Here is a 20161-nt window from a genome sequence, read left to right as displayed (position 1 = left end):
AATCCCTGATGCGTGTAGCCCTTTACCAATGTCCACCGCTGCCACTGGAGCCCGCCGCCAACCTGCAACGCCTGCATCAAGTGGCGATGGAGGCCAAGGGCGCCGACCTGCTGGTGCTGCCGGAGATGTTCATGACCGGCTACAACATTGGCGCCGAAGCGGTCAGCACCTTGGCCGAGGTCTACAACGGTGAATGGGCGCAGCAGATCGGCCGGATCGCCAAGGCTGCCGGTCTGGCGATTGTTTATGGCTATCCGGAACGCACCGCCGACGGGCAGATTTACAACGCCGTGCAGTTGATCGATTCACACGGCGAACGCTTGTGCAATTACCGCAAAACGCATCTGTTCGGCGATCTGGATCGCTCGATGTTCAGCCCAGGCGATGATGATTTCCCCATCGTCGAACTGAACGGCTGGAAGCTCGGTTTCCTGATCTGCTACGACCTGGAGTTTCCGGAGAACACTCGGCGTCTGGCACTCGCCGGCGCCGAGCTGATTCTGGTGCCGACGGCGAACATGATTCCGTTCGATTTCGTCGCGGATGTCACCGTGCGTTCGCGCGCCTTCGAAAACCAGTGCTACGTGGCCTACGCCAACTATTGCGGCAACGAAGGCGAGATCCACTATTGCGGGCAAAGCAGCATCGCCGCGCCGGATGGCAGCCGCATCGCCCAGGCCGGGCTCGACGAAGCGCTGATCATCGGCGAACTCGATCGACAGTTGATGCTCGACTCCCGCGCCGCCAATCGCTACCTCAGCGATCGTCGCCCCGAGCTTTACGGCGCGCTCAACCGGCGCTAATCCGCTAGCATTGGCACTTCACTGTTCTGGAAGTGCCCATGCCTGCGCCGACTCACCCCCGCCCCCACACTGAAATCCTGGCCAACGGCTTGCGCGTGACCCTGCGTCATATGCCTGACCTGAAGCGCTGCGCGGCTGCTTTGCGCGTGGCCGCTGGTAGCCATGACGGGCCATTGGCGTGGCCAGGGCTGGCGCATTTTCTTGAGCATTTGCTGTTCCTCGGCACCGAGCGGTTTCCCACGGGCGAAGGGCTGATGGCCTACGTGCAAGGTCACGGTGGCCAGGTCAATGCCAGCACGCGCGAACGCACCACTGACTTTTTCTTTGAGTTGCCGACGCGCTCGTTCGGCGCAGGGCTGGAGCGTCTGTCAGACATGCTCGCCAAACCGTGTATGAATCTGGACGATCAGTTGCGGGAACGGGAAGTGTTGCAGGCGGAATTTGTCGCCTGGTCGCAGGATCCTGCAGCGCAGCAGCAGTTTTCCTTGTTTGAAGGGTTACCGGCTGAACATCCATTGCGCGGGTTTCATGCGGGGAATCGCGATAGCCTGCAAGTCGAGCAGGCTGCGTTTCAACAAGCGCTCAAAGATTTCCATCAGCAGTTTTATCAGACGGGGCAAATGACCTTGAGTCTGGTTGGGCCGCAGAGTCTCGAAGAATTGAAAGCGCTGGCTGAGCAGTTTTCACAAGCCTTGCCGGCTGGGGATAACGTTACGCAGGCGGCAACCGTGCCGCTGGCGGTAAAAAGTTATCAACAGGTCAGTGAGCGACGCGGCAATTTGCTGTTTGCGTTTGATGCCTTGCCTGAGTCATCCGTCGAGGCTTTGGCGTTTCTTTGTCATTGGCTGAACAGCGCCAAACCCGGCGGGCTGCTCGCGCATTTGCAGGAGCAAAAACTGGCAGATGGCTTGAAAGCCACGCCGGTTTATCACTTCAACGGGCAAGCGTTGTTGCAGCTGGAATTCACCGCTCGAGCGGAATCGTTAAACGCCATTCGCGAGCAGATGCTGGATTGGCTGAGTTTCTTCGCTCAGCAGGATTGGTCGGCACTGCGCAAAGAATATGCGGCCCTGCTTGAACGTCAGCAGCAAGTCAGCGGCGCGCTGCAACGGGCGCGGCTCGACAGTGAACAATTGGAAATCGGCCTGTCCGATAAAGGCGTTGAAGCCCTCACACAGATCCTCGGCGAAATCGGCACTGTGGATAACTTCAGCGGTCATTGGCATCTGCCCGCAGCCAATCCTTTCCTGCGCGCCAATGAACCGTTGGCCAACGCCGGGCTGATTCGCGGCCAGACCAGCGCCCACCGAGGTTTGCGCACATTTGCTCAGGATCGCTCGCGCGGTCGTCGTGAGCGTTCGCCGATGCAATTCAGCCAAGCGCTGCCGGACAACAGTGATGAAGGCGCGATTTATCTGCGCTGGCAGGTTGAGGCTGCGGCCAGCGCTGATCTGCATTCGCGCTTGCAGCGCAGTCTTCAGCAAACTCAGCAGGACGCGCGCGAGGCCGGCGTCGAGCTGTCTTTCAGCGCCACTGCCAATCAATGGCTGCTGAAGCTCACCGGTTTGCAGGAGCCGATGCCCAATGTCCTCGAGCACGCGCTGAAATCTCTGACAACGGTTGATGCCGATTCCCCACGCAGCGCGCCAGAAACGCCGTTGATGCCCATCCGCCAACTGATAAATGCCTTACCGGAGTTTTGTCTGGAGCCTGTACCAACGGCTGACGATGCAAAACACCTGTGGACAACTTCTCGGTGGGACGGCCTCGCCTTGGGCCTCAATCAGCAAACCCAATCAGCCATGGGCCTCGCTCTGAGCCGCATTCCCGGTACGCCGGACAACCAATTGCCTGCTCCGTTAGCGCTCGACAGCCGACAGTTGTGGCGCCAGATCGACAGCGCATCCAGCGAACACGCCGTGCTGTTGTGCTGCCCGACTGCCAGTCGCAGCATCACCGACGAAGCGGCATGGCGACTGCTCGCGCTGATTGTCCAGACCCCGTTCTACCAGCGCCTGCGCGTTGAGTTAAAACTGGGTTACGCGGTATTTAGCGCCTTGCGCCAGATACACGGCCAGACCGCAATCGTATTCGGCGTGCAATCGCCCACCGCCTCAGCGCTGGAAATACTTGGCCACGTTCAAGCATTCATCGAAGACCTCCCTGCGTTGATCGAATCCCACGATGACACCAGTCTCAGCCAGCATCGGCAAAACCTCAGCGATCAATTCAACGACGCCAACCTGTCCGGCAAGGACGCCGCCGAATTGCTGTGGCAGGCGAAACTCGCTGGCCACTCGTCGGATTATCTTGAGCAACTGAGCGCTGCCATCGGCCAACTCGATCGCCATACTTTGCTCACGGCTGCACAGCATTTGATCAACGCCGAGGGCGGTTACCGCTGCCTCGCCACCGATTCCGCGCCCGGCGCACCCTGGCAAGCAGCAAATTGATCATTACCGAGGCTGCAAGGAGCTTTCTCAAAGATTCACGGGCATTTACCCGGAAATTTTGAGTAACATAGCAGCCTAACTATTTGGAACATCTTTGCGCTGCCGTGGACTATACCTATGGACAGCGCTATCCCACCCAACCCGAGGAGACACCCTATGTCCTGGACAAAACCTGCTTACACCGACCTGCGTATCGGCTTCGAAGTCACCATGTACTTCGCCAGCCGCTGAGTTCTGCTTACATAGAACTGCAGTGCAACGCCTCGGCTCGCCGGGGCGTTTTATTTTCCGCGTTGAAATGATGGAGTGTTCATGTTCGTCCAGATTCTGGGTTCGGCCGCTGGCGGCGGTTTTCCGCAGTGGAACTGCAACTGCGTCAACTGCGCAGGTTTTCGCGACGGCAGCCTGAATGCCAAGGCCCGCACCCAATCGTCCATCGCGATTTCCGATGACGGCGTGAACTGGGTGCTGTGCAACGCCTCGCCAGACATCCGCGCGCAGCTGCAAAGCTTCGCCCCGATGCAACCGGGCCGCGCCCTGCGTGACACCGGCATCAGCGCGATCATCCTGATGGACAGCCAGATCGACCACACCACCGGCCTGCTCAGCCTGCGCGAAGGCTGCCCGCATCAGGTCTGGTGCACGGACATGGTTCACGAAGACCTCAGCACCGGTTTCCCCCTGTTCAAGATGCTCACCCACTGGAACGGCGGGCTGGACTGGAACCGCATCGAACTCGATCAGAGCTTCACTGTGGCGGCGTGCCCGAACCTGCGTTTCACCCCGCTGCCATTGCGCAGTGCCGCGCCGCCGTACTCGCCGCACCGCTTCGATCCGCACCCGGGCGACAACATCGGCTTGATCGTGGAAGACCTGAAGACCGGCGGCAAGCTGTTCTATGCGCCGGGTCTGGGCAAGGTCGATGCGCCGTTGCTGGAGATCATGGCAAGCAGCGATTGCCTGTTGGTCGACGGCACGATGTGGGATGACGATGAAATGCAGCGCCGTGGTGTCGGCACGCGTACTGGCCGAGAGATGGGCCATCTGGCGCAGAACGGGCCTGGCGGCATGCTCGAAGTGCTGGAGCAATTGCCGGAGCAGCGCAAAATACTTATCCACATCAACAACACCAACCCGATTCTCGACGAAGATTCGCCGGAGCGTGCTGAACTGGCGCGGCGTAATGTTGAAGTGGCGTTCGATGGCATGAGTATTGTGTTGTAGCGACCGGCCTCTTCGCGAGCAAGCTCGCTCCCACACTGGATCTGTGGCGTACACAAAACCTGTGGGAGCGAGCTTGCTCGCGAAGGCGTCCGAACAAACACCCAGGATTCCAACGGTTGTTCCCCGGAGAACCGCAATGACTGACACCCCGCTGTCCCCCACCGAATTCGAAGCCGCCCTGCGCGCCAAAGGCGCCTACTACCACATCTACCACCCCTACCACGTGGCGATGTATGAAGGCCGCGCCACACGCGAGCAGATTCAGGGCTGGGTCGCCAACCGCTTCTACTATCAGGTGAACATCCCCCTGAAAGACGCGGCGATCCTTGCCAATTGCCCGGATCGCGAAATCCGCCGCGAGTGGATTCAGCGTCTGCTCGATCACGACGGTGCCCCCGGTGAAGACGGCGGCATCGAAGCCTGGCTGCGACTCGGTCAAGCGGTCGGTCTCGACCCGGATCAACTGCGCTCCCAGGAATTGGTATTGCCCGGCGTGCGTTTCGCCGTCGACGCCTACGTCAACTTTGCCCGCCGCGCCAGTTGGCAGGAAGCCGCCAGCAGCTCGCTGACTGAACTGTTCGCGCCGCAGATCCACCAATCGCGCCTCGACAGTTGGCCGCAGCATTACCCGTGGATCGACCCCGCCGGTTACGAATATTTCCGCACCCGCCTCGGTCAGGCACGGCGTGATGTCGAGCATGGTCTGGCGATCACGCTCGAGCACTACAAGACGCGCGAAGGCCAGGAGCGCATGCTGGAAATTCTCCAGTTCAAACTGGACATTCTTTGGAGCATGCTCGATGCCATGAGCATGGCCTACGAACTGAACCGCCCGCCGTATCACAGCGTCACCGAACAACGCGTCTGGCATAAAGGAATCACCTTATGAGTTTCGACCGCAGCAAAGTCCCGACCTGGCGTCCCGGCTACCGCTTCCAGTACGAACCGGCGCAAAAAGGTCACGTGCTGCTTTACCCCGAAGGCATGATCAAACTCAACGACAGCGCCGCGCTGATCGGCGGTTTGATCGACGGCGAACGCGACGTTGCGGCGATCATTGCCCAACTCGATGAGCAGTTCCCCGGCGTGCCTGAGCTCGGTGATGACATCGAGCAATTCATGGAGGTTGCCCGTGCACAGCACTGGATCGAACTTGCCTGATCTGCCGCCCAAGCCTGAAATCGGCCTGCCGCTGTGGCTGCTCGCCGAGCTGACCTACCGCTGCCCGCTGCAATGCCCGTACTGCTCCAATCCGCTGGATTTCGCTGAGCAGGGCAAAGAGCTGAGCACAGAACAATGGATCAAGGTGTTTCGCGAGGCGCGGGAGATGGGCGCTGCGCAACTGGGCTTTTCCGGTGGCGAGCCGCTGGTGCGCCAGGATCTCGCCGAGCTGATTCATGAAGCGCGGCAATTGGGTTTCTACACCAATCTGATCACTTCCGGCATCGGCCTGACCGAGCAAAAAATCAGCGACTTCAAAAAGGCCGGCCTCGATCACATCCAGATCAGTTTCCAGGCCAGCGACGAGCAAGTGAACAACCTGCTCGCCGGTTCGAAAAAAGCCTTCGCGCAGAAGCTGGAAATGGCCCGCGCGGTGAAGGCCCACGGCTATCCGATGGTGCTGAACTTCGTCACCCATCGGCACAACATCGACAAGATCGACCGCATCATCGAGCTGTGCATCGCGCTCGAAGCGGACTTCGTCGAGCTCGCCACTTGCCAGTTCTACGGTTGGGCGCAGCTCAATCGTGTCGGCCTGTTACCGACCAAGGAACAACTGGTGCGCGCCGAACGCATCACCAACGAATATCGGGCGAAGCTGGAAGCCGAAGGGCATCCGTGCAAGCTGATTTTCGTCACCCCGGATTACTACGAAGAACGCCCGAAAGCCTGCATGAACGGTTGGGGCAGTATCTTTCTGACGGTCACGCCGGACGGCACCGCCCTGCCCTGCCACGGCGCCCGGCAGATGCCGGTGCAATTTCCCAATGTGCGCGATCACAGCATGCAACACATCTGGTACGACTCGTTCGGCTTCAACCGCTTTCGCGGTTACGACTGGATGCCCGAGCCGTGCCGCTCCTGCGACGAGAAAGAAAAAGACTTCGGCGGCTGCCGCTGCCAGGCATTCATGCTCACCGGTGATGCGAGCAATGCCGACCCGGTGTGCAGCAAATCCGAACACCACGGCGTGATTCTCAAGGCCCGCGAAGAAGCCGAGACCGCCACCCAAACCATCGAACAACTGGCCTTCCGCAATGAACGAAACTCGCGCCTCATCGCCAAGGGCTGAGCCATTCAGCGCCTCGCAAGCCGTCGCTGCCGGCATGGACTTCGCCGAACTTCAGCTCGGCGCCAACGGGCTGTTCTGGAATGAATATCGTCCGGAAGATGCCGCGTGCCGGATCTGGCATTGGCGCGATGGTGTGGCGAAACGTCTGACGCCGGATGGCTTCAGCGTACGCAGTCGCGTGTACGAATATGGCGGTGGTGCGTTTTGTCTGACGCCGGACGGGGTGGTTTTCGTCGCTGAGGCGGATCAGCAGTTGTATCGGCAGACGCTGGATGGAGCGCCTGAGGCGCTGACCTCGGGTGATTGTCGTTACGGCGATCTGCATTTTGCCAATGGCCAGGTGCTGGCGGTGGAAGAGCTGCGCGATCAGCATCGGTTGGTGGCGATTGATCTGGCTGACGGCGCGCGGCATTTGTTGGTTGAGGGCGCGGATTTTTATGCTGCGCCCACTATCAGCCCGGATGGCCAGCGTTTAGCGTGGGTCGAGTGGAGCCGGCCGCATCAGCCGTGGACGTCGACGCGGTTGATGGTGGCTGAACGCTTGGCTGACGGCGCCTTTGGTTCGCCGCGCTGCGTTGCTGGCGATGAGGTTGAAGAGTCCGTTCAACAGCCACGATTTGACGCTGAAGGTCGGCTGTATTGCCTGACCGATCGCGGTGGATTCTGGCAGCCGTGGGCTGAGACTTCTGATGGTTTGGCGCCACTGCCTGCCGCGCCGGCCGATCATGCTCCGGCGCCTTGGCAGTTGGGCGGCTGCACCTGGTTGCCTGTAGAAGATTCGGTTTTAGCCAGTTGGAGTGAAGGTGGTTTTGGTCGCCTGACTTTGGGCGATGAAGATTACACCGGCGACTACAGCCGCTTCCGTCATCTGGCTTTGGACGCGCAGTTTATTTACTGCATCGCCGCCTCGCCGATCAGTCCTGCGGCGGTCATCACCATTGATCGTGAGACGCGTGAAGTGCAAGTGCTGGCCGGTGGAGTCGCGCCTTTGCCTGCCGAACGCATCAGCCGTCCGCAAACGTTGCGTTATCCGAGTGGATCGGGTGAGGCGCACGGGTTCTTTTATCCAGCCATGAGCGGAGAGACGAAACCACCGCTGGTGGTGTTCATTCACGGCGGCCCGACATCGGCCTGCTATCCGATGCTCGACCCGCGCATCCAATACTGGACGCAACGCGGCTTCGCCGTCGCCGATCTCAACTATCGCGGCAGCAGCGGTTATGGCCGGGAATATCGTCAGGCGTTGTATCTGAGCTGGGGCGAGGTGGATGTCGAGGATGCTTGTGCCGTCGTCGCGTATCTTGCCGACCAAGGCTTGATCGATGGGGAACGGGCATTCATTCGGGGTGGCAGCGCGGGCGGTTACACCACGTTGTGTGCGCTGGCGTTCAAACAGGTTTTCCGTGCGGGCGCCAGCCTTTACGGGGTCAGCGACCCGGTGGCGTTGGCGCGAGCGACGCACAAGTTCGAAGGGGATTATCTGGACTGGCTCATTGGCGATCCCGAAAAAGACGCCGAACGCTACGCCGCCCGTACACCGTTGTTGCACGCAAACACCATCCGCGTGCCGGTGATTTTCTTTCAGGGTGAACTGGACGCGGTGGTTGTCCCGCAACAGACCCGCGACATGGTCACGGCACTGGAGCAGAACGGCATCCCGGTCGAAGCCCATTATTACCCCGACGAGCGCCACGGCTTCCGCCGCGCCACCAATCAGGCGCATGCGCTGGAACAGGAGTGGAAGTTCTATCGGCGGGTGATGGGATCTACAGACTGAAACCCTCTCCCTGTAGGAGCTGCGGCACGCTGCGATCTTTTGATCCTGATCCTCGAATCAAAATCAAAATCAAAATCAAAAGATCGCAGCGTGCCGCAGCTCCTACAGGGCATGCATCTGACTCAGCGCTTGGCGATGATATACACCGCATGCACGATCCCCGGAATATACCCGCACAACGTCAGCAGAATGTTCAACCAGAACGCCCCGCCAAACCCGACCTGCAGAAACACACCCAGTGGCGGCAACAAAATAGCGATGATGATCCGAATAAAATCCATGGGGCAGCTCCTGAATGGGGGTTGGCTCACTTGAGCCATACAAGCTAATCGACCCGCGCCGTTCGTCAGGGTTCACTAGCATTTTCCGCGTCTGCATCAGATTGACGCCGAGCAGCCTCAGAAATTGCAACGAGGCACGACTCATCAAACTCCCGCATCAATGCCTTGCTGATGGCACCGACATCAAGCAGTGCAAAGGCTGACTCGTGTATCGATTCAGAAATTTCACTTTTGAATTTTTCACCCATGAGCTGGCTCCTCAATTTCCTTGGTCGACAGGTTCTCGATTTGTCGTAGCAACGGCTGAGCTTAAAAAACATGAGCGGCTCCATCGCTCAAGCATTAATTGCCACCTGCAAAACCCGGCCACAAAAAAAACGCCCCACGCCAAAAGAATCAGGCGTGGGGCGTGCGTTATACCGCGAGACGGTTCTTTAATTCGGGTAGGAAACTTCAGCTCAGACGGCAATCCCTTTGCGGCATTGCAGTTGTGCGGTGCGCACGCGGGCGAAGGCGCGGGTGAGGCGCAGGAGCATTTCGTCGATGTTGGTTTTGCTCACGGTGAGGGCCGGGGTGAAGCGCAGGCAGTTGGCTTGCGGAGCGTTGAGCAGCAGGCCTTCGTGCAGGGCGGCGTGGACGACGGCTTCGGCGGAATCGTCTGACAGGGTCAGTCCGTAGAACAGGCCTTGGCCACGCAGTTCGCCGTGGTCGTAGCGGTGCGCCAATCGGGCCATGCCTTCGCGCAGATGTTGGCCGTTGTCGTTGATCTGTTCGAGAAAGCTGCGGTCTTGCACGCTGTCGAGCACCACCAGACCGGCCGCTGTCATCAGTGCGTTGCCGTGATGGGTGCCGCCGAGTTCGCCTGCTTCGAAACAACAGGCTTTGCCCCGTGCCAGCAACGCGGCCAACGGCACACCGCCGCCAAGCCCTTTGCCGAGCACGACGATATCCGCGCGTACGCCGTAGGACTGTTCGGCGAGCAACGTGCCGCAGCGGCCGATGCCGGTTTGCACTTCGTCGAGGATCAGCAGAATGCCGAGTTCACGGCACAGACGCTCGACGCCTTTGAGGTAGTGCTCGGTGGCTGGAATTACACCGGCATCGCTCTGGATCGGCTCCAGCATGATCGCCACGGTTTGCGCATCGACCGCCGCGTGTAGCGCCGGCAAGTCGTTGAACGGCACCAGATCAAAACCCGGCAGCAGCGGCGCGAAACGGTTGTGCAGGTTGCAACTGTCCGAGGCGGAAATCGTCGCCAGACTACGACCATGACAACCCTGCTTCGCAACAATAATCCGCGACGCGCCGCCGCGATGCAGTTGGCCCCACTTGCGCGCCAGTTTGATCGCCGCTTCACAGGCTTCGCTGCCGCTGTTGAGCAGGTAAGCCTGATCGCTGGAGGTGGCGGCGCACAGGCGTTCGGCGAGGCTGAGCATGCCGCGATTGTGCAGATTGAAACCGGGATTGATCAGCGCCTGCGCCTGACTGCTGATGGCTTTGACCAGCGCCGAAGGGCTGTGACCAAGGCTGTTGGCGCCACCGGCCTGGGAAAAGTCGAGATACGCACGATCGTTGCTGTCCCATAGCCACGAACCCTGACCACGGACGAACACCTGTTGCGGCCGTTCGACGCTGGGCATCAGGCGCTCGGCGCTGAGATTTTCATTATGGTCAGATGGATTGGCCTCGAAAGCGAGGTCATCGAGACTCGGCGTCTGGCGCCGCAAACTGAACAGATTCATTGCAAAAAACCTCGTTTGAGGTGTTTTGAACTGCCTATGTAAACACTGTCGGAGCGAACGCTATTCATCGCGCTTTCTGGCCCTGTAAGCCGTGTGAATGCGGTTAGACTAGGCTCACTGACGGCTTCGGGCCATTTCGTTTTTCCAGCATTTTCGATAAGCATTACTTATGGATTTTAAACAACTGCGTTATTTCGTCGCGGTCTACGAAGAAGGCCATGTCGGCCGGGCGGCGGAGCGCCTGTCGATCTCGCAACCGGCGCTGTCGCAGCAGATCCGCCAGCTCGAACAAAACCTCGACATCACTCTGTTCGAACGCAGCAGCAAACGCCTGCTGCCAACCCTCGCCGCGCACACTTTGTATAACCACGCCTTGCCGCTGCTCGACGGTTTGCAACGGGCACGCGAGGCGTTGGGCAACTTCAAGGGCCAGGCGCTGCGAACGCTGGCGATCGGCGTGTTGCAAACGGTTCACACCAGTCTGGTGCCGCAAATGCTTGAGCGCGTGCGCAAGGCACAGCCGCATCTGGTGGTGCAGATTTATGAATTGACCGGACTTGAGATCGAGCGACGTTTGCTCAATGGCTCGCTGGATATTGGCATCAGTTATCTACCGCCGCGCCAACCGGGTTTGCATGGCGTGATGCTTTACGAAGATGAACTAACGCTGGTGATCCCGGCGGATCATCCGCTACGCGAATTCAAGAAAGTCTCGATGCGCCAGGCCGCCGAGCTGCCGATGTTGCTGTTGGGTGAAGAATTCCAGATCCGCCAGATCTGGCAGGCACAACTGACCGCCCTCGGGCGCCGTCCGCAGGTGCAAGCCGAGCTGAACAATATGGTGGGGATTCTCGACAGTCTGCCGCACACCAAACTGGCGACGGTGCTGCCGGGGCGTTCGCAAAAGGAATACGACGATCAGGATCTGCTGTGGAAACCGCTGAGCGAACCACGGGTGCCGCTGAAAGTTGGGCTGGTCTGTCGCGATGTGCAACGTCAGCAGGCACCGTTGGCGCTGTTGCAGACATTGCTGGAAGAAGTGATGGAGCGCGAAGTCAGGCCGCCGCTCGATCCGTTGGTCTGAGCACTTTTCTGCAGGCAAAAGAAAACCCCGCCGAAGCGGGGCTTTGCAGACTGTTTCCCTGACATCCATTTCACTCCGCCACCCTGGCAGAATCCTACGTGTCCGTGTTGTTGCTTTGCGCTTCCTGCGCGACGTCCATGAAATGTAGATTAGCCGTGGATCCAATCCACGCATATGGGAGAACAGCAGCACGTCATGTAAGCAAATGCTTACATGACGTTACATCGTCAAAATTGCGCCGCATCCAAAAGGAACAACGACTCGCTACCAGCCTTCACCGACGCGCTCAACGAGTGAATACGCGGCAGCAAACGGGCGAAGTAGAAGCGTGCCGTGCCGAGCTTGCTCGCATAGAAATCGTCCTGCGCTTCTTTGCCCAGCGAAGCTTTGGCCATCAGTGCCCACATGTACGCGTAGGAAACGTAGCCAAACGCTTGCAGATATTCGACCGAGGCCGCGCCGATTTCGTTCGGGTTGTTTTTCGCCCGATCCAGCAGCCACGAGGTCAACTCGTCGAGGGTGTTGACGGCATCGTTCAGCGGCTTGGTGAATTCGCCCAGATCGGCGCTCGCGGTGGCAGTGAAGTGGCGGATTTCGTCAGCGAACAGCTTGTAGAACGCGCCGCCGCTGCCGACGATCTTGCGACCGACCAGATCCAGCGCCTGAATGCCGTTGGTGCCTTCGTAGATCTGGGTGATGCGCACGTCACGCACCAGTTGCTCCTGGCCCCACTCGCGGATATAGCCGTGGCCGCCGAAAATCTGCTGGCCGTGCACGGTGGTTTCCAGACCCAGATCGGTGAGGAATGCTTTGGCCACCGGCGTCAGCAGCGCGACCAGATCTTCCGCACGCTTGCGGATGGTGGCATCTTCGCTGAACTTGGCGGTGTCGAGTTGCATCGCCACGTAGGTGGAGAACGCACGGCCGCCTTCGTTGGAGGCTTTCATGGTCAGCAGCATGCGCCGCACGTCCGGGTGGACGATGATCGGGTCAGCGACTTTGTCTTTGTTCTGCGCGCCGGTTGGCGAACGGCTTTGCAGACGGTCGCGCGCATATTCAACGGCGTTCTGGTACGAGCGCTCGCCGGTCGCCAGGCCTTGGATGCCGACGCCCAGACGCTCGTAGTTCATCATGGTGAACATCGCGTTGAGGCCTTTGTTCGGCTCGCCGACCAGATAACCCACGGCCTCGTCGAAGTTCATCACGCAGGTCGCAGACGCCTGGATGCCCATTTTGTGTTCGATCGAACCGCAGTTCGCCGGGTTGCGCGCGCCGAGGCTGCCATCGGCATTGACCATGAACTTCGGCACGAGGAACAGCGAGATGCCTTTCGGGCCCGCCGGGGCGTCCGGCAGTTTCGCCAGCACCAGGTGAATGATGTTTTCGGTGAGGTCGTGTTCACCACCGGTGATGAAGATCTTGGTACCGCTGACCTTGTAGGAACCGTCGGCCTGAGGCTCGGCTTTTGTACGAATAATCCCCAGATCGGTGCCGGCGTGCGGCTCGGTCAGACACATCGAACCGGCCCAGACGCCGGCGTACATGTTCGGCAGGTACGCGGCTTTCAGCTCTTCGCTGGCGTGGGCGTTGATCGACAGGCAGGCGCCGGCGGTCAACATCGGGTACAGACCGAAGGACAGGCTGGCGGAGTTGACCATTTCTTCGACTTGCGCCGACACGGCTTTGGGCATGCCCATGCCGCCGAACTCTGGATCACCGCCAACGCCGACCCAACCGCCTTCGGCGTAAGTCTGATAAGCCTGTGGGAAACCGGCCGGGGTGGTGACGGCGCCGTCGGCCCAATGACAACCTTCTTCGTCAGCGGCACGGCTCAGCGGCGCGATGCTTTTGCTGGTGACCTTGCCGGCCTCTTCGAGAATGGCTTCAACGGTTTCAGCGTCGACGGTTTCGGCCAGGGCCGGCAGTTCGGCCCAGAGTTTGGCGACCTCGAACACTTCATTGAGGACGAAGCGCATATCGCGCAGCGGCGCTTTGTAGTCAGCCATGGCAAACCTCGCAAGATCTAAACAGGTTATTCGTGAAGGGTGTTTTCGTTGAGCCCGAGTGTACCTCAACAACTTTTGCGACACATAGGGTCAACCAGTGACTGATTTGTTATTTTTAGTCACCAAAAAAAGATCGCAGCCCCGCCAACCCCAAATTCCCTGTAGGAGCTGCCGAAGGCTGCGATCTTTTGCTTTTTCCTACAGAGAAAACAGTTCAGCAGGCAACTTCATCAAACAATCACTCCCCGCCTCAATCGCCGCCCGATGCGCCGCCGTACGCGGCAACAGTCGCTTGAAGTAAAACTCGCACGTCGCCAATTTCCCGCGCAGATAATCCGCCTCACCCTCGCCTGCCTCCAGTTGCGCCTGCGCCACCAACGCCATGCGCAACCACAGATACCCGAGAATGATGTAACCGCTGTACATCAAATAATCCACCGACGCCGCGCCCACTTCATCCGGGTTCTTCATCGCCGCCATGCCGACCTTCATGGTCAGATCGCCCCACTGCTGATTCAGCTCGTTGAGCTGCGCAACGAAGCTGCCCAACTGCGGATGCTCGGCGTTGGCCGCGCAGAACTTGTGGACGATCTTGGTAAACCCACGCAGCAACTTGCCCTGACTGCCGAGCACCTTGCGCCCGAGCAGATCGAGCGCCTGAATGCCGTTGGTGCCCTCGTAGATCGGCGCAATCCGGCAATCGCGCACCAATTGCTCCATGCCCCACTCGCGAATAAAACCGTGGCCGCCAAATATCTGCATGCCGAGGTTGGTCACTTCCAGCCCGCTGTCGGTCATGAATGCTTTGCAGATCGGCGTGAGGAACGCCAGCAGGTCTTCAGCCTCCTGACGCGCCTCGGCATCGCTGTTCAGGTGCGCGGTATCGAGCAGTTGCGCAGTGAAATAGGTCAGCGCGCGGTTGCCTTCGTTGAAGGCTTTCATGGTCAGCAACATGCGCCGCACGTCGGGGTGGACGATGATCGGATCGGCGGCTTTGTCCGGTGCTTTGGCGCCGGTCAACGAGCGCATCTGCAAGCGGTCGTTGGCATATTTGATCGCGCCTTGGAAGCTCGCCTCGCCCAGACACAGACCCTGCATGCCGGTGCCGAGCCGTGCGTGGTTCATCATGGTGAACATGCAGTTGAGGCCCTTGTTCGGCTCGCCGATCAAGAAGCCCTTGGCGCCGTCGAAGTTGAGCACGCAAGTGGCCGAGGCCTTGATGCCCATTTTGTGTTCGATCGAACCGCAGGACACGCCGTTGCGCTCGCCCGCCTCACCCGCGGTATCGGCGAGGAATTTCGGCACAATAAACAACGAAATGCCTTTAGTGCCGGCCGGCGCGTCCGGCAGCTTGGCCAACACCAGATGGATGATGTTGTCGCTCATGTCGTGCTCGCCGGCGGAGATGAAAATCTTGCTGCCGGTGACTGCGTAACTGCCGTCAGCCTGAGGCACGGCGCGGGTTTTGATGATGCCCAGATCGGTGCCGCAATGGGCTTCGGTCAAGCACATGGTGCCCGTCCATTGGCCGGCGGTGAGTTTGCTCAGGTAGGTTTCTTTTTGCTCGGCGGTGCCGTGGGCATGGATGGCCGACATTGCGCCGTGGGTCAGGCCCGGGTACATGCCCCACGAGGTGTTGCTGGAGCCGACCATCTCGCTGATCACCAGCCCCAGCGAACTCGGCAGGCCTTGACCGCCATACACCGGATCCGCCGCCAGACCGTGCCAGCCGCCGTCGACGTATTGTGCGAAAGCATCCTTGAAGCCTTTAGGCGTTGTCACCACGCCATTGTCGAAATGGCAGCCCTCTTCGTCACCGCTGCGATTGAGCGGTGCCAGAACGTTCTCACAGAACTTCGCGCCCTCTTCAAGGATCGCGTTGATCATGTCCGGGCTCGCGTCATCCGCGCCGAGGGCGGCGTAGTTGGCGTGGAAGTCGAAGACGTGATCGATCAGAAAGCGCATGTCGCGCAGCGGGGCTTTGTACTCAGGCATGGTGGCTTCTCCGTCAGCAGATTGCTTCAACCTACTGCCGACCACCACGCCCGACAATCATTGTGCAGACGCTGAATGCGCCGTCATCACTCAACCCGCAGCGGTGTCCATGCGCACCGCGCCGCGGCGGTTCTGGCCGAATGCGACGACGCAGTTTCGCCCTGCACCTTTGGCGCTGTAGAGCGCTTCGTCAGCGGATTTCAAGACTTGCTCCGGCGTGCGTTGTTCCAGACGTTCAGCGACGCCGATGCTCACCGTCACCGACACACTCGACGCGCCGGAACCGGCACGACGCTGACGACCTTGCTGATCATCCTGCGGACGGTTTTCCTGATTGCGCAGCTGAATGTTGTAGGACGCAATCGATTCGCGGATCACTTCCAGGTGCGGCATACACTCTTCAAGGGTTTTGCCTGCGAACACCAAGGCGAATTCCTCACCGCCATAGCGATACGCCCTACCGCCACCGCTGATTTTCGACAGCTTGCTGGCGACCAGACGCAACACTTGGTCGCCGACATCGTGGCCGTGGGTGTCGTTGAATTTCTTGAAGTGGTCGACGTCGCTCATCGCCAGCACATAGTTGCGCCCGAGGCGCTGCATGCGTTCGTTGAGCGCGCGGCGTCCCGGCAAACCAGTCAACTCGTCGCGGAAGGCCATTTGATAAGCCTCGTGCGCAACGGCAGCGGCGATCATCAACATCACCTGGCTGCACATGATGTTCAGGGTGAACGGCAGGATGAAAGTTTTCGGCAGCATCCAGAACACACCGAGTAAACCGACCAATTGCGCCGCGTGCAACGGACGCGGGTTGCGCCAGTATTGCCACGCCAGCAGCAGGAATGCCGAGATGAACACTGGATAGGAGAGCTGGATCAGGCTCATCCATGCGCCATGCAGTGCCGGCCAGCGAATCTCGGAAAGCCAGATCAAAAGCGCCTGGGGATAACTTTGCTCAAGCCCCAGCGCGACACTGCCGAAGGCGAGTAAAACAGCGAAACGCGCGACCATGTCCTGAAACAGGTGCGTGCGCTCCTGCCACGCCGCGAACAGACCGAACAACAACGGCAGCAGCAAGCAGACCAGATGAAACACCACGGCAGCGTCGTCGCGCACCTTGCCGTTGTCGCGGTAATAGTCGGTCTGGGTGTCGAGCAGAAAGTAGGCGATGTACACCGTGAGCATCAGAAACAGTTCGCGCTGGCGGCGGTAAACCGCGCAATAAGCCCCGCCCAGCAACAGCACCAACGTCGGCAACACGTTGAACAGCGAAGTGAAGAATACGTTGAGGTCTTTGACGTACGCAGCCGCCAACCCCGCAAGTAACAACAGCAGTGAGGGTAGGAAATGACTGAAACGTACAGCGGAAGAACGCGGCAAGGGTAAAGCTCCGACCGTCTGGCAAAGTAATGGCATTGTGCCTGCAATGCATGCAGTTAAGCACACACAATGTGATCCAGATCACATGCAGTCTCTTTAACGGCAGAAGGCCTGGGATTCTGAGCGATTTGCTCAGTTTTTTACCTTGCTCGACGGGCTGGCCATCATTACTGATGGCCAGCCCAGAAAATCGCCCTCAAAGATCGTTGTAGAACGGCAGCAACGGGCCCTCCGCCGGGCTGCGACCTTCGGCACCGTAAGGCTTGAGATTGAGCGCAGCATCCGCTGCCTGGCGAGTCGTGACCTTCGGACTGGCCGGACGTTGGGTCACCGCATTTTCATCACCGATATGGCCCTGCGGAATGACCAGCGATGGATGATCGAACGGCGCCCGCTCCCAGGCCACGCGCGGATCGGTCAGGCCGACTTCCATGAATTTCACCAGCGCATCGATCTCATCCGGGGTCAGGTTGAGATTGGTCATGTCCGGATCGAGGTTCGAGGTGTTGTGCTGATTGGCCGACCGGTGCTCGAAACCGCTGGTGTTGTTGGCGTCCTCACCACGGCGGTCGCCACCACGGTTGTAGAACTCCATCACTTGCTTGAGCGTCGAGCGGCTGCCGTTGTGGAAATACGGCCCGGTCAGCGCGATGTTGCGCAGGGTCGGGGTTTTGAAGGCGCCGTCGACCGAATCGCGGAAGTTGACGTTGGGTTTGAGCGTGGCGTCGCAAGGGATCGCGGCGCTGAGCGGTGCTTCGAAGGTGCAGACATCGACGTCCAGCGGATCGGCAATGCTGCCGCCCTGCAGCAACTTGTTGTACTGACGGCTGAACGACCATGGATTGCCCCACGCATCTGACCCGCCAAGCGCGAGGTCTTCAGAGGTCGGGCGCACGCCGGTGTTGTAGAAGCCGTTGTCGTAGAGCGTGGTGAGGTTGTCGGCCATGACCATGCGTTCGATGCGTTCACGCGGGTGCATCAGCAAACGGCTGGCGGCGTTGGTCAGCTCCGGGCCGCCGTGGCAGTTGACGCATTTGCCCTTGTTAAGAAACAGGTTCATGCCTTCGACTTGCTGCGCGCTCATCGCAGTGGCGTCGCCCTGCAGGTAGGCATCGATCGGCGCTTGATCGGAGATCAGCGTGGATTCGTACAGCTGAATCGCCAGTCCGAAGAACAACGGAAAATTAGCCTCCATCTGCGTATACGGCGCACCGCCCACCAACACGTTTTGTGTGGCGTTCCACAGGCGGGGCTGGAAGGCGTTCTTGATCAGTTCGCGGTAGGTCGGACGCCGCGCGCCGGAAACTGAAGCGAGTACTGAATCGTTGGAGGAAATTCGTTGCTGCTTGAGCATTAGCTGATCAAGCATGCGCCGCCCAATGTCGGCGAAGGTGCGACCGCCGCAGGACATCTCCACCCCGCTACCGGGCGGGCCCACCGCTTGTGAGGCGGCGGAGGCGTCGTTGAGCGCGAGTCGGACTTTGCTTGCTACGGTGCTGCGCTCGGCGGTCACGTAAATCCCGGCATCGGGATCGCGATTGCCGAACGGTGAAAAACCGTTGAACACGTTATTCGCCCGACCGTCCCAGAAGTTGCGCACGTTGAACGCCGCGTTGATCACCGACGGCGCGTTACGCCCGGTGCTGCGGCGCACATTGATGCCGCCAACTTGAAAGATGCCATCGGGCTGCTGAGTGCATTTGTCGAAACGTGGCTGATTGGGTTTGACGAAGTTGGCGTCGAATACACCTTGGGAGCCGACCACATCGTCAGTCGAATAAACGATCGGCGAGTTGCGATCCAGTGGATTGCTTAGCACGTGAGTCGGAAAGTCGGTTTTCTTCAGCGTGTAGTTCGGCCCGCCCTTGCCGCCGGACAAGGTCGCGTAGGACGCTACGTCACCGGGGATGTCGGAGGCCACAAAGGGCTTGTTGAAAATCGAGGCGACGTTGGCATTGGTATGCGCCTGGCCGGGGTTGACCTGGTTGGTGATGCGGTGATCGACGCCGGCGTGGTAGTGGCAGGATGCGCACGCGGTGGCGCCATCGCTGCCGACCTCCATGTCCCAGAACAGCGCTTTACCGAGCAGAATCGCGGCGGAGCGGTTGAGCACGTAGTCGGTCATCAAGTCGACCTTGCGCCCGCCTTCTGTCCCCGACGGATCGGGCGGCAGCATGCCGCGCAGCGATTGCAGGCGCGGCACTTCCGGTACCGGAGGATCCACTTCGGCGGGCGTTGCGGCCATTGCGCCGGAAGCTGCGAGTGCGAGGGGTAGCCAGACAAGTCGACTGATGTTCATGTGCTTCACCCTGACGGTTGTTGTCATGAAGTCGCCGGGCGAGAGGTGTCGTGGAACAGCAGAGGATTTCTCGTGAGCGCCGGTCAATCAGCGCAGTGCAATTAATTGGCCATCCTTCCGTGAAACATTTTGAATCAATAAACGCTGGGGCCGCGCGATTTCAGCTCACCGTTTCCGCTGGGGAAACGTCCCCAGAGTTGGGGACAAATCCAGCGCAAAAAAAAACCGCTGCACCCGAAGGTGCAGCGGTTTTTCAAGAGACTGCGTTAAGGCTTAGTAGCCCAGCGCGAAGTCTTCTTCTTTCATGTCCATCAGGTTGTTGGCGCCCGACAGCATGGTGGCCACGTGGGTACGGGTACGCGGCAGGATGCGCTGGAAGTAGAAGCGCGCGGTTTGCAGCTTGGCGGTGTAGAACGCTGCGTCGCCAGTGCCTTCTGCCAGCTTCGCAGCTGCCAGACGGGCCATGTCGGCCCAGAAGTAAGCCAGGCAGGCGTAACCGGAGTACATCAGGTAGTCCACGGAGGCCGCGCCGACTTCTTCGCGATCTTTCATGGCAGCCATACCGACCTTCATGGTCAGCTCGCCCCATTCCTTGTTGATTGCCGCCAGCGGTGCAACGAATTCTGCAACGGCTTCGTTGCCTTCGTTGGTCTGGCAGAACTTGTGGACGATCTTGGTGAAGCCTTTCAAAGCCTCGCCTTGGGTCATCAGCACTTTACGGCCGAGCAGGTCGAGTGCCTGGATACCGGTGGTGCCTTCGTACAGCATCGAAATGCGGCTGTCGCGAACGTTCTGCTCCATGCCCCACTCGGCGCTGAAGCCGT

16 protein-coding genes and 1 pseudogene are annotated in these 20161 nt (G+C 59.7%); 9 read left to right on the top strand and 8 right to left on the bottom strand.

The features are described from left to right. Positions 1-8: 8 nt before the first annotated feature. The 8 genes from ACIP66_RS13925 (at position 9) to ACIP66_RS13890 (ending at position 8550) form a co-directional block, all read left to right on the top strand. Positions 9-803, top strand: coding sequence for a carbon-nitrogen hydrolase family protein (locus ACIP66_RS13925; protein WP_400648772.1), 795 nt, complete (start codon positions 9-11; stop codon positions 801-803). 38 nt (positions 804-841) lie between these two features. After that, positions 842-3256, top strand: a complete 2415-nt coding sequence (pqqF, locus tag ACIP66_RS13920; RefSeq protein ID WP_400648770.1) for a pyrroloquinoline quinone biosynthesis protein PqqF — start codon at positions 842-844, stop codon at positions 3254-3256. A gap of 156 nt (positions 3257-3412) precedes the next feature. Beyond that, positions 3413-3487: a pyrroloquinoline quinone precursor peptide PqqA gene (gene pqqA, locus ACIP66_RS13915; RefSeq protein WP_003422658.1), complete on the top strand. Its 75-nt coding sequence runs from the start codon at positions 3413-3415 to the stop codon at positions 3485-3487. An 81-nt stretch (positions 3488-3568) separates the two neighbouring features. Then, the gene (pqqB, locus tag ACIP66_RS13910) at positions 3569-4480 is read left to right on the top strand and encodes a pyrroloquinoline quinone biosynthesis protein PqqB (protein WP_400648769.1); all 912 of its coding nucleotides are present in this window, start codon (positions 3569-3571) and stop codon (positions 4478-4480) included. A 136-nt stretch (positions 4481-4616) separates the two neighbouring features. Beyond that, positions 4617-5369, top strand: a complete 753-nt coding sequence (gene pqqC, locus ACIP66_RS13905) for a pyrroloquinoline-quinone synthase PqqC (protein WP_003228879.1) — start codon at positions 4617-4619, stop codon at positions 5367-5369. Beyond that, positions 5366-5641 (top strand): pyrroloquinoline quinone biosynthesis peptide chaperone PqqD, encoded by a 276-nt coding sequence (pqqD, locus tag ACIP66_RS13900; RefSeq protein WP_400648767.1) that lies wholly within the window; start codon positions 5366-5368, stop codon positions 5639-5641. The genes pqqC and pqqD overlap by 4 nt, the downstream gene beginning before the upstream one ends. Continuing rightward, positions 5613-6773: a pyrroloquinoline quinone biosynthesis protein PqqE gene (gene pqqE / locus ACIP66_RS13895; RefSeq protein WP_159815430.1), complete on the top strand. Its 1161-nt coding sequence runs from the start codon at positions 5613-5615 to the stop codon at positions 6771-6773. The genes pqqD and pqqE overlap by 29 nt, the downstream gene beginning before the upstream one ends. Continuing rightward, a complete protein-coding gene (locus ACIP66_RS13890) occupies positions 6739-8550 on the top strand; it encodes a prolyl oligopeptidase family serine peptidase (protein ID WP_400648766.1) in 1812 nt (603 codons plus the stop codon). The genes pqqE and ACIP66_RS13890 overlap by 35 nt, the downstream gene beginning before the upstream one ends. A gap of 122 nt (positions 8551-8672) precedes the next feature. Here ACIP66_RS13890 and ACIP66_RS13885 read toward each other — a convergent pair whose 3' ends face one another. The 3 genes from ACIP66_RS13885 to ACIP66_RS13875 all read right to left on the bottom strand — a co-directional run bounded on the left by ACIP66_RS13885 (position 8673) and on the right by ACIP66_RS13875 (position 10573). Further along, positions 8673-8831, bottom strand: coding sequence for a YqaE/Pmp3 family membrane protein (locus ACIP66_RS13885; protein WP_003228885.1), 159 nt, complete (start codon positions 8829-8831; stop codon positions 8673-8675). A 65-nt stretch (positions 8832-8896) separates the two neighbouring features. Next, complete coding sequence (locus tag ACIP66_RS13880) at positions 8897-9079, bottom strand: DNA-binding protein (protein WP_249342499.1); 183 nt, start codon at positions 9077-9079, stop codon at positions 8897-8899. Between the two features lie 210 nt (positions 9080-9289). Further along, a complete protein-coding gene (locus ACIP66_RS13875; protein WP_400648765.1) occupies positions 9290-10573 on the bottom strand; it encodes an aspartate aminotransferase family protein in 1284 nt (427 codons plus the stop codon). A 169-nt stretch (positions 10574-10742) separates the two neighbouring features. Between ACIP66_RS13875 and ACIP66_RS13870 the strand changes: the two genes are divergently transcribed. Further along, complete coding sequence (locus tag ACIP66_RS13870; RefSeq protein ID WP_400648764.1) at positions 10743-11657, top strand: LysR substrate-binding domain-containing protein; 915 nt, start codon at positions 10743-10745, stop codon at positions 11655-11657. Positions 11658-11884: 227 nt separating this feature from the next. Here ACIP66_RS13870 and ACIP66_RS13865 read toward each other — a convergent pair whose 3' ends face one another. The 5 genes and pseudogenes from ACIP66_RS13865 to ACIP66_RS13845 form a co-directional block, all read right to left on the bottom strand. After that, positions 11885-13663: an acyl-CoA dehydrogenase C-terminal domain-containing protein gene (locus tag ACIP66_RS13865; RefSeq protein ID WP_400648763.1), complete on the bottom strand. Its 1779-nt coding sequence runs from the start codon at positions 13661-13663 to the stop codon at positions 11885-11887. 198 nt (positions 13664-13861) lie between these two features. After that, positions 13862-15658, bottom strand: a complete 1797-nt coding sequence (locus ACIP66_RS13860; RefSeq protein ID WP_400648762.1) for an acyl-CoA dehydrogenase C-terminal domain-containing protein — start codon at positions 15656-15658, stop codon at positions 13862-13864. Between the two features lie 90 nt (positions 15659-15748). Continuing rightward, positions 15749-17038 carry a GGDEF domain-containing protein gene (locus ACIP66_RS13855; protein WP_400648761.1) on the bottom strand — a complete coding sequence of 430 codons (1290 nt, stop codon included), beginning with the start codon at positions 17036-17038 and terminating at the stop codon, positions 15749-15751. Positions 17039-17234: 196 nt separating this feature from the next. Next, on the bottom strand, positions 17235-19337 hold the full coding sequence (locus ACIP66_RS13850) for a cytochrome-c peroxidase (RefSeq protein WP_400648759.1): 2103 nt from the start codon (positions 19335-19337) through the stop codon (positions 17235-17237). Between the two features lie 273 nt (positions 19338-19610). After that, positions 19611-20161 (bottom strand): annotated as a pseudogene (locus ACIP66_RS13845) (phenylacyl-CoA dehydrogenase); the annotation flags it as partial.

The sequence above is a fragment of the Pseudomonas sp. NPDC088429 genome (genome assembly GCF_044753305.1).
GTDB lineage: Bacteria > Pseudomonadota > Gammaproteobacteria > Pseudomonadales > Pseudomonadaceae > Aquipseudomonas > Aquipseudomonas rustica.
Note: the sequence above shows the minus strand (reverse complement) of the source record. Positions and strands in the feature narration are given on the sequence as shown.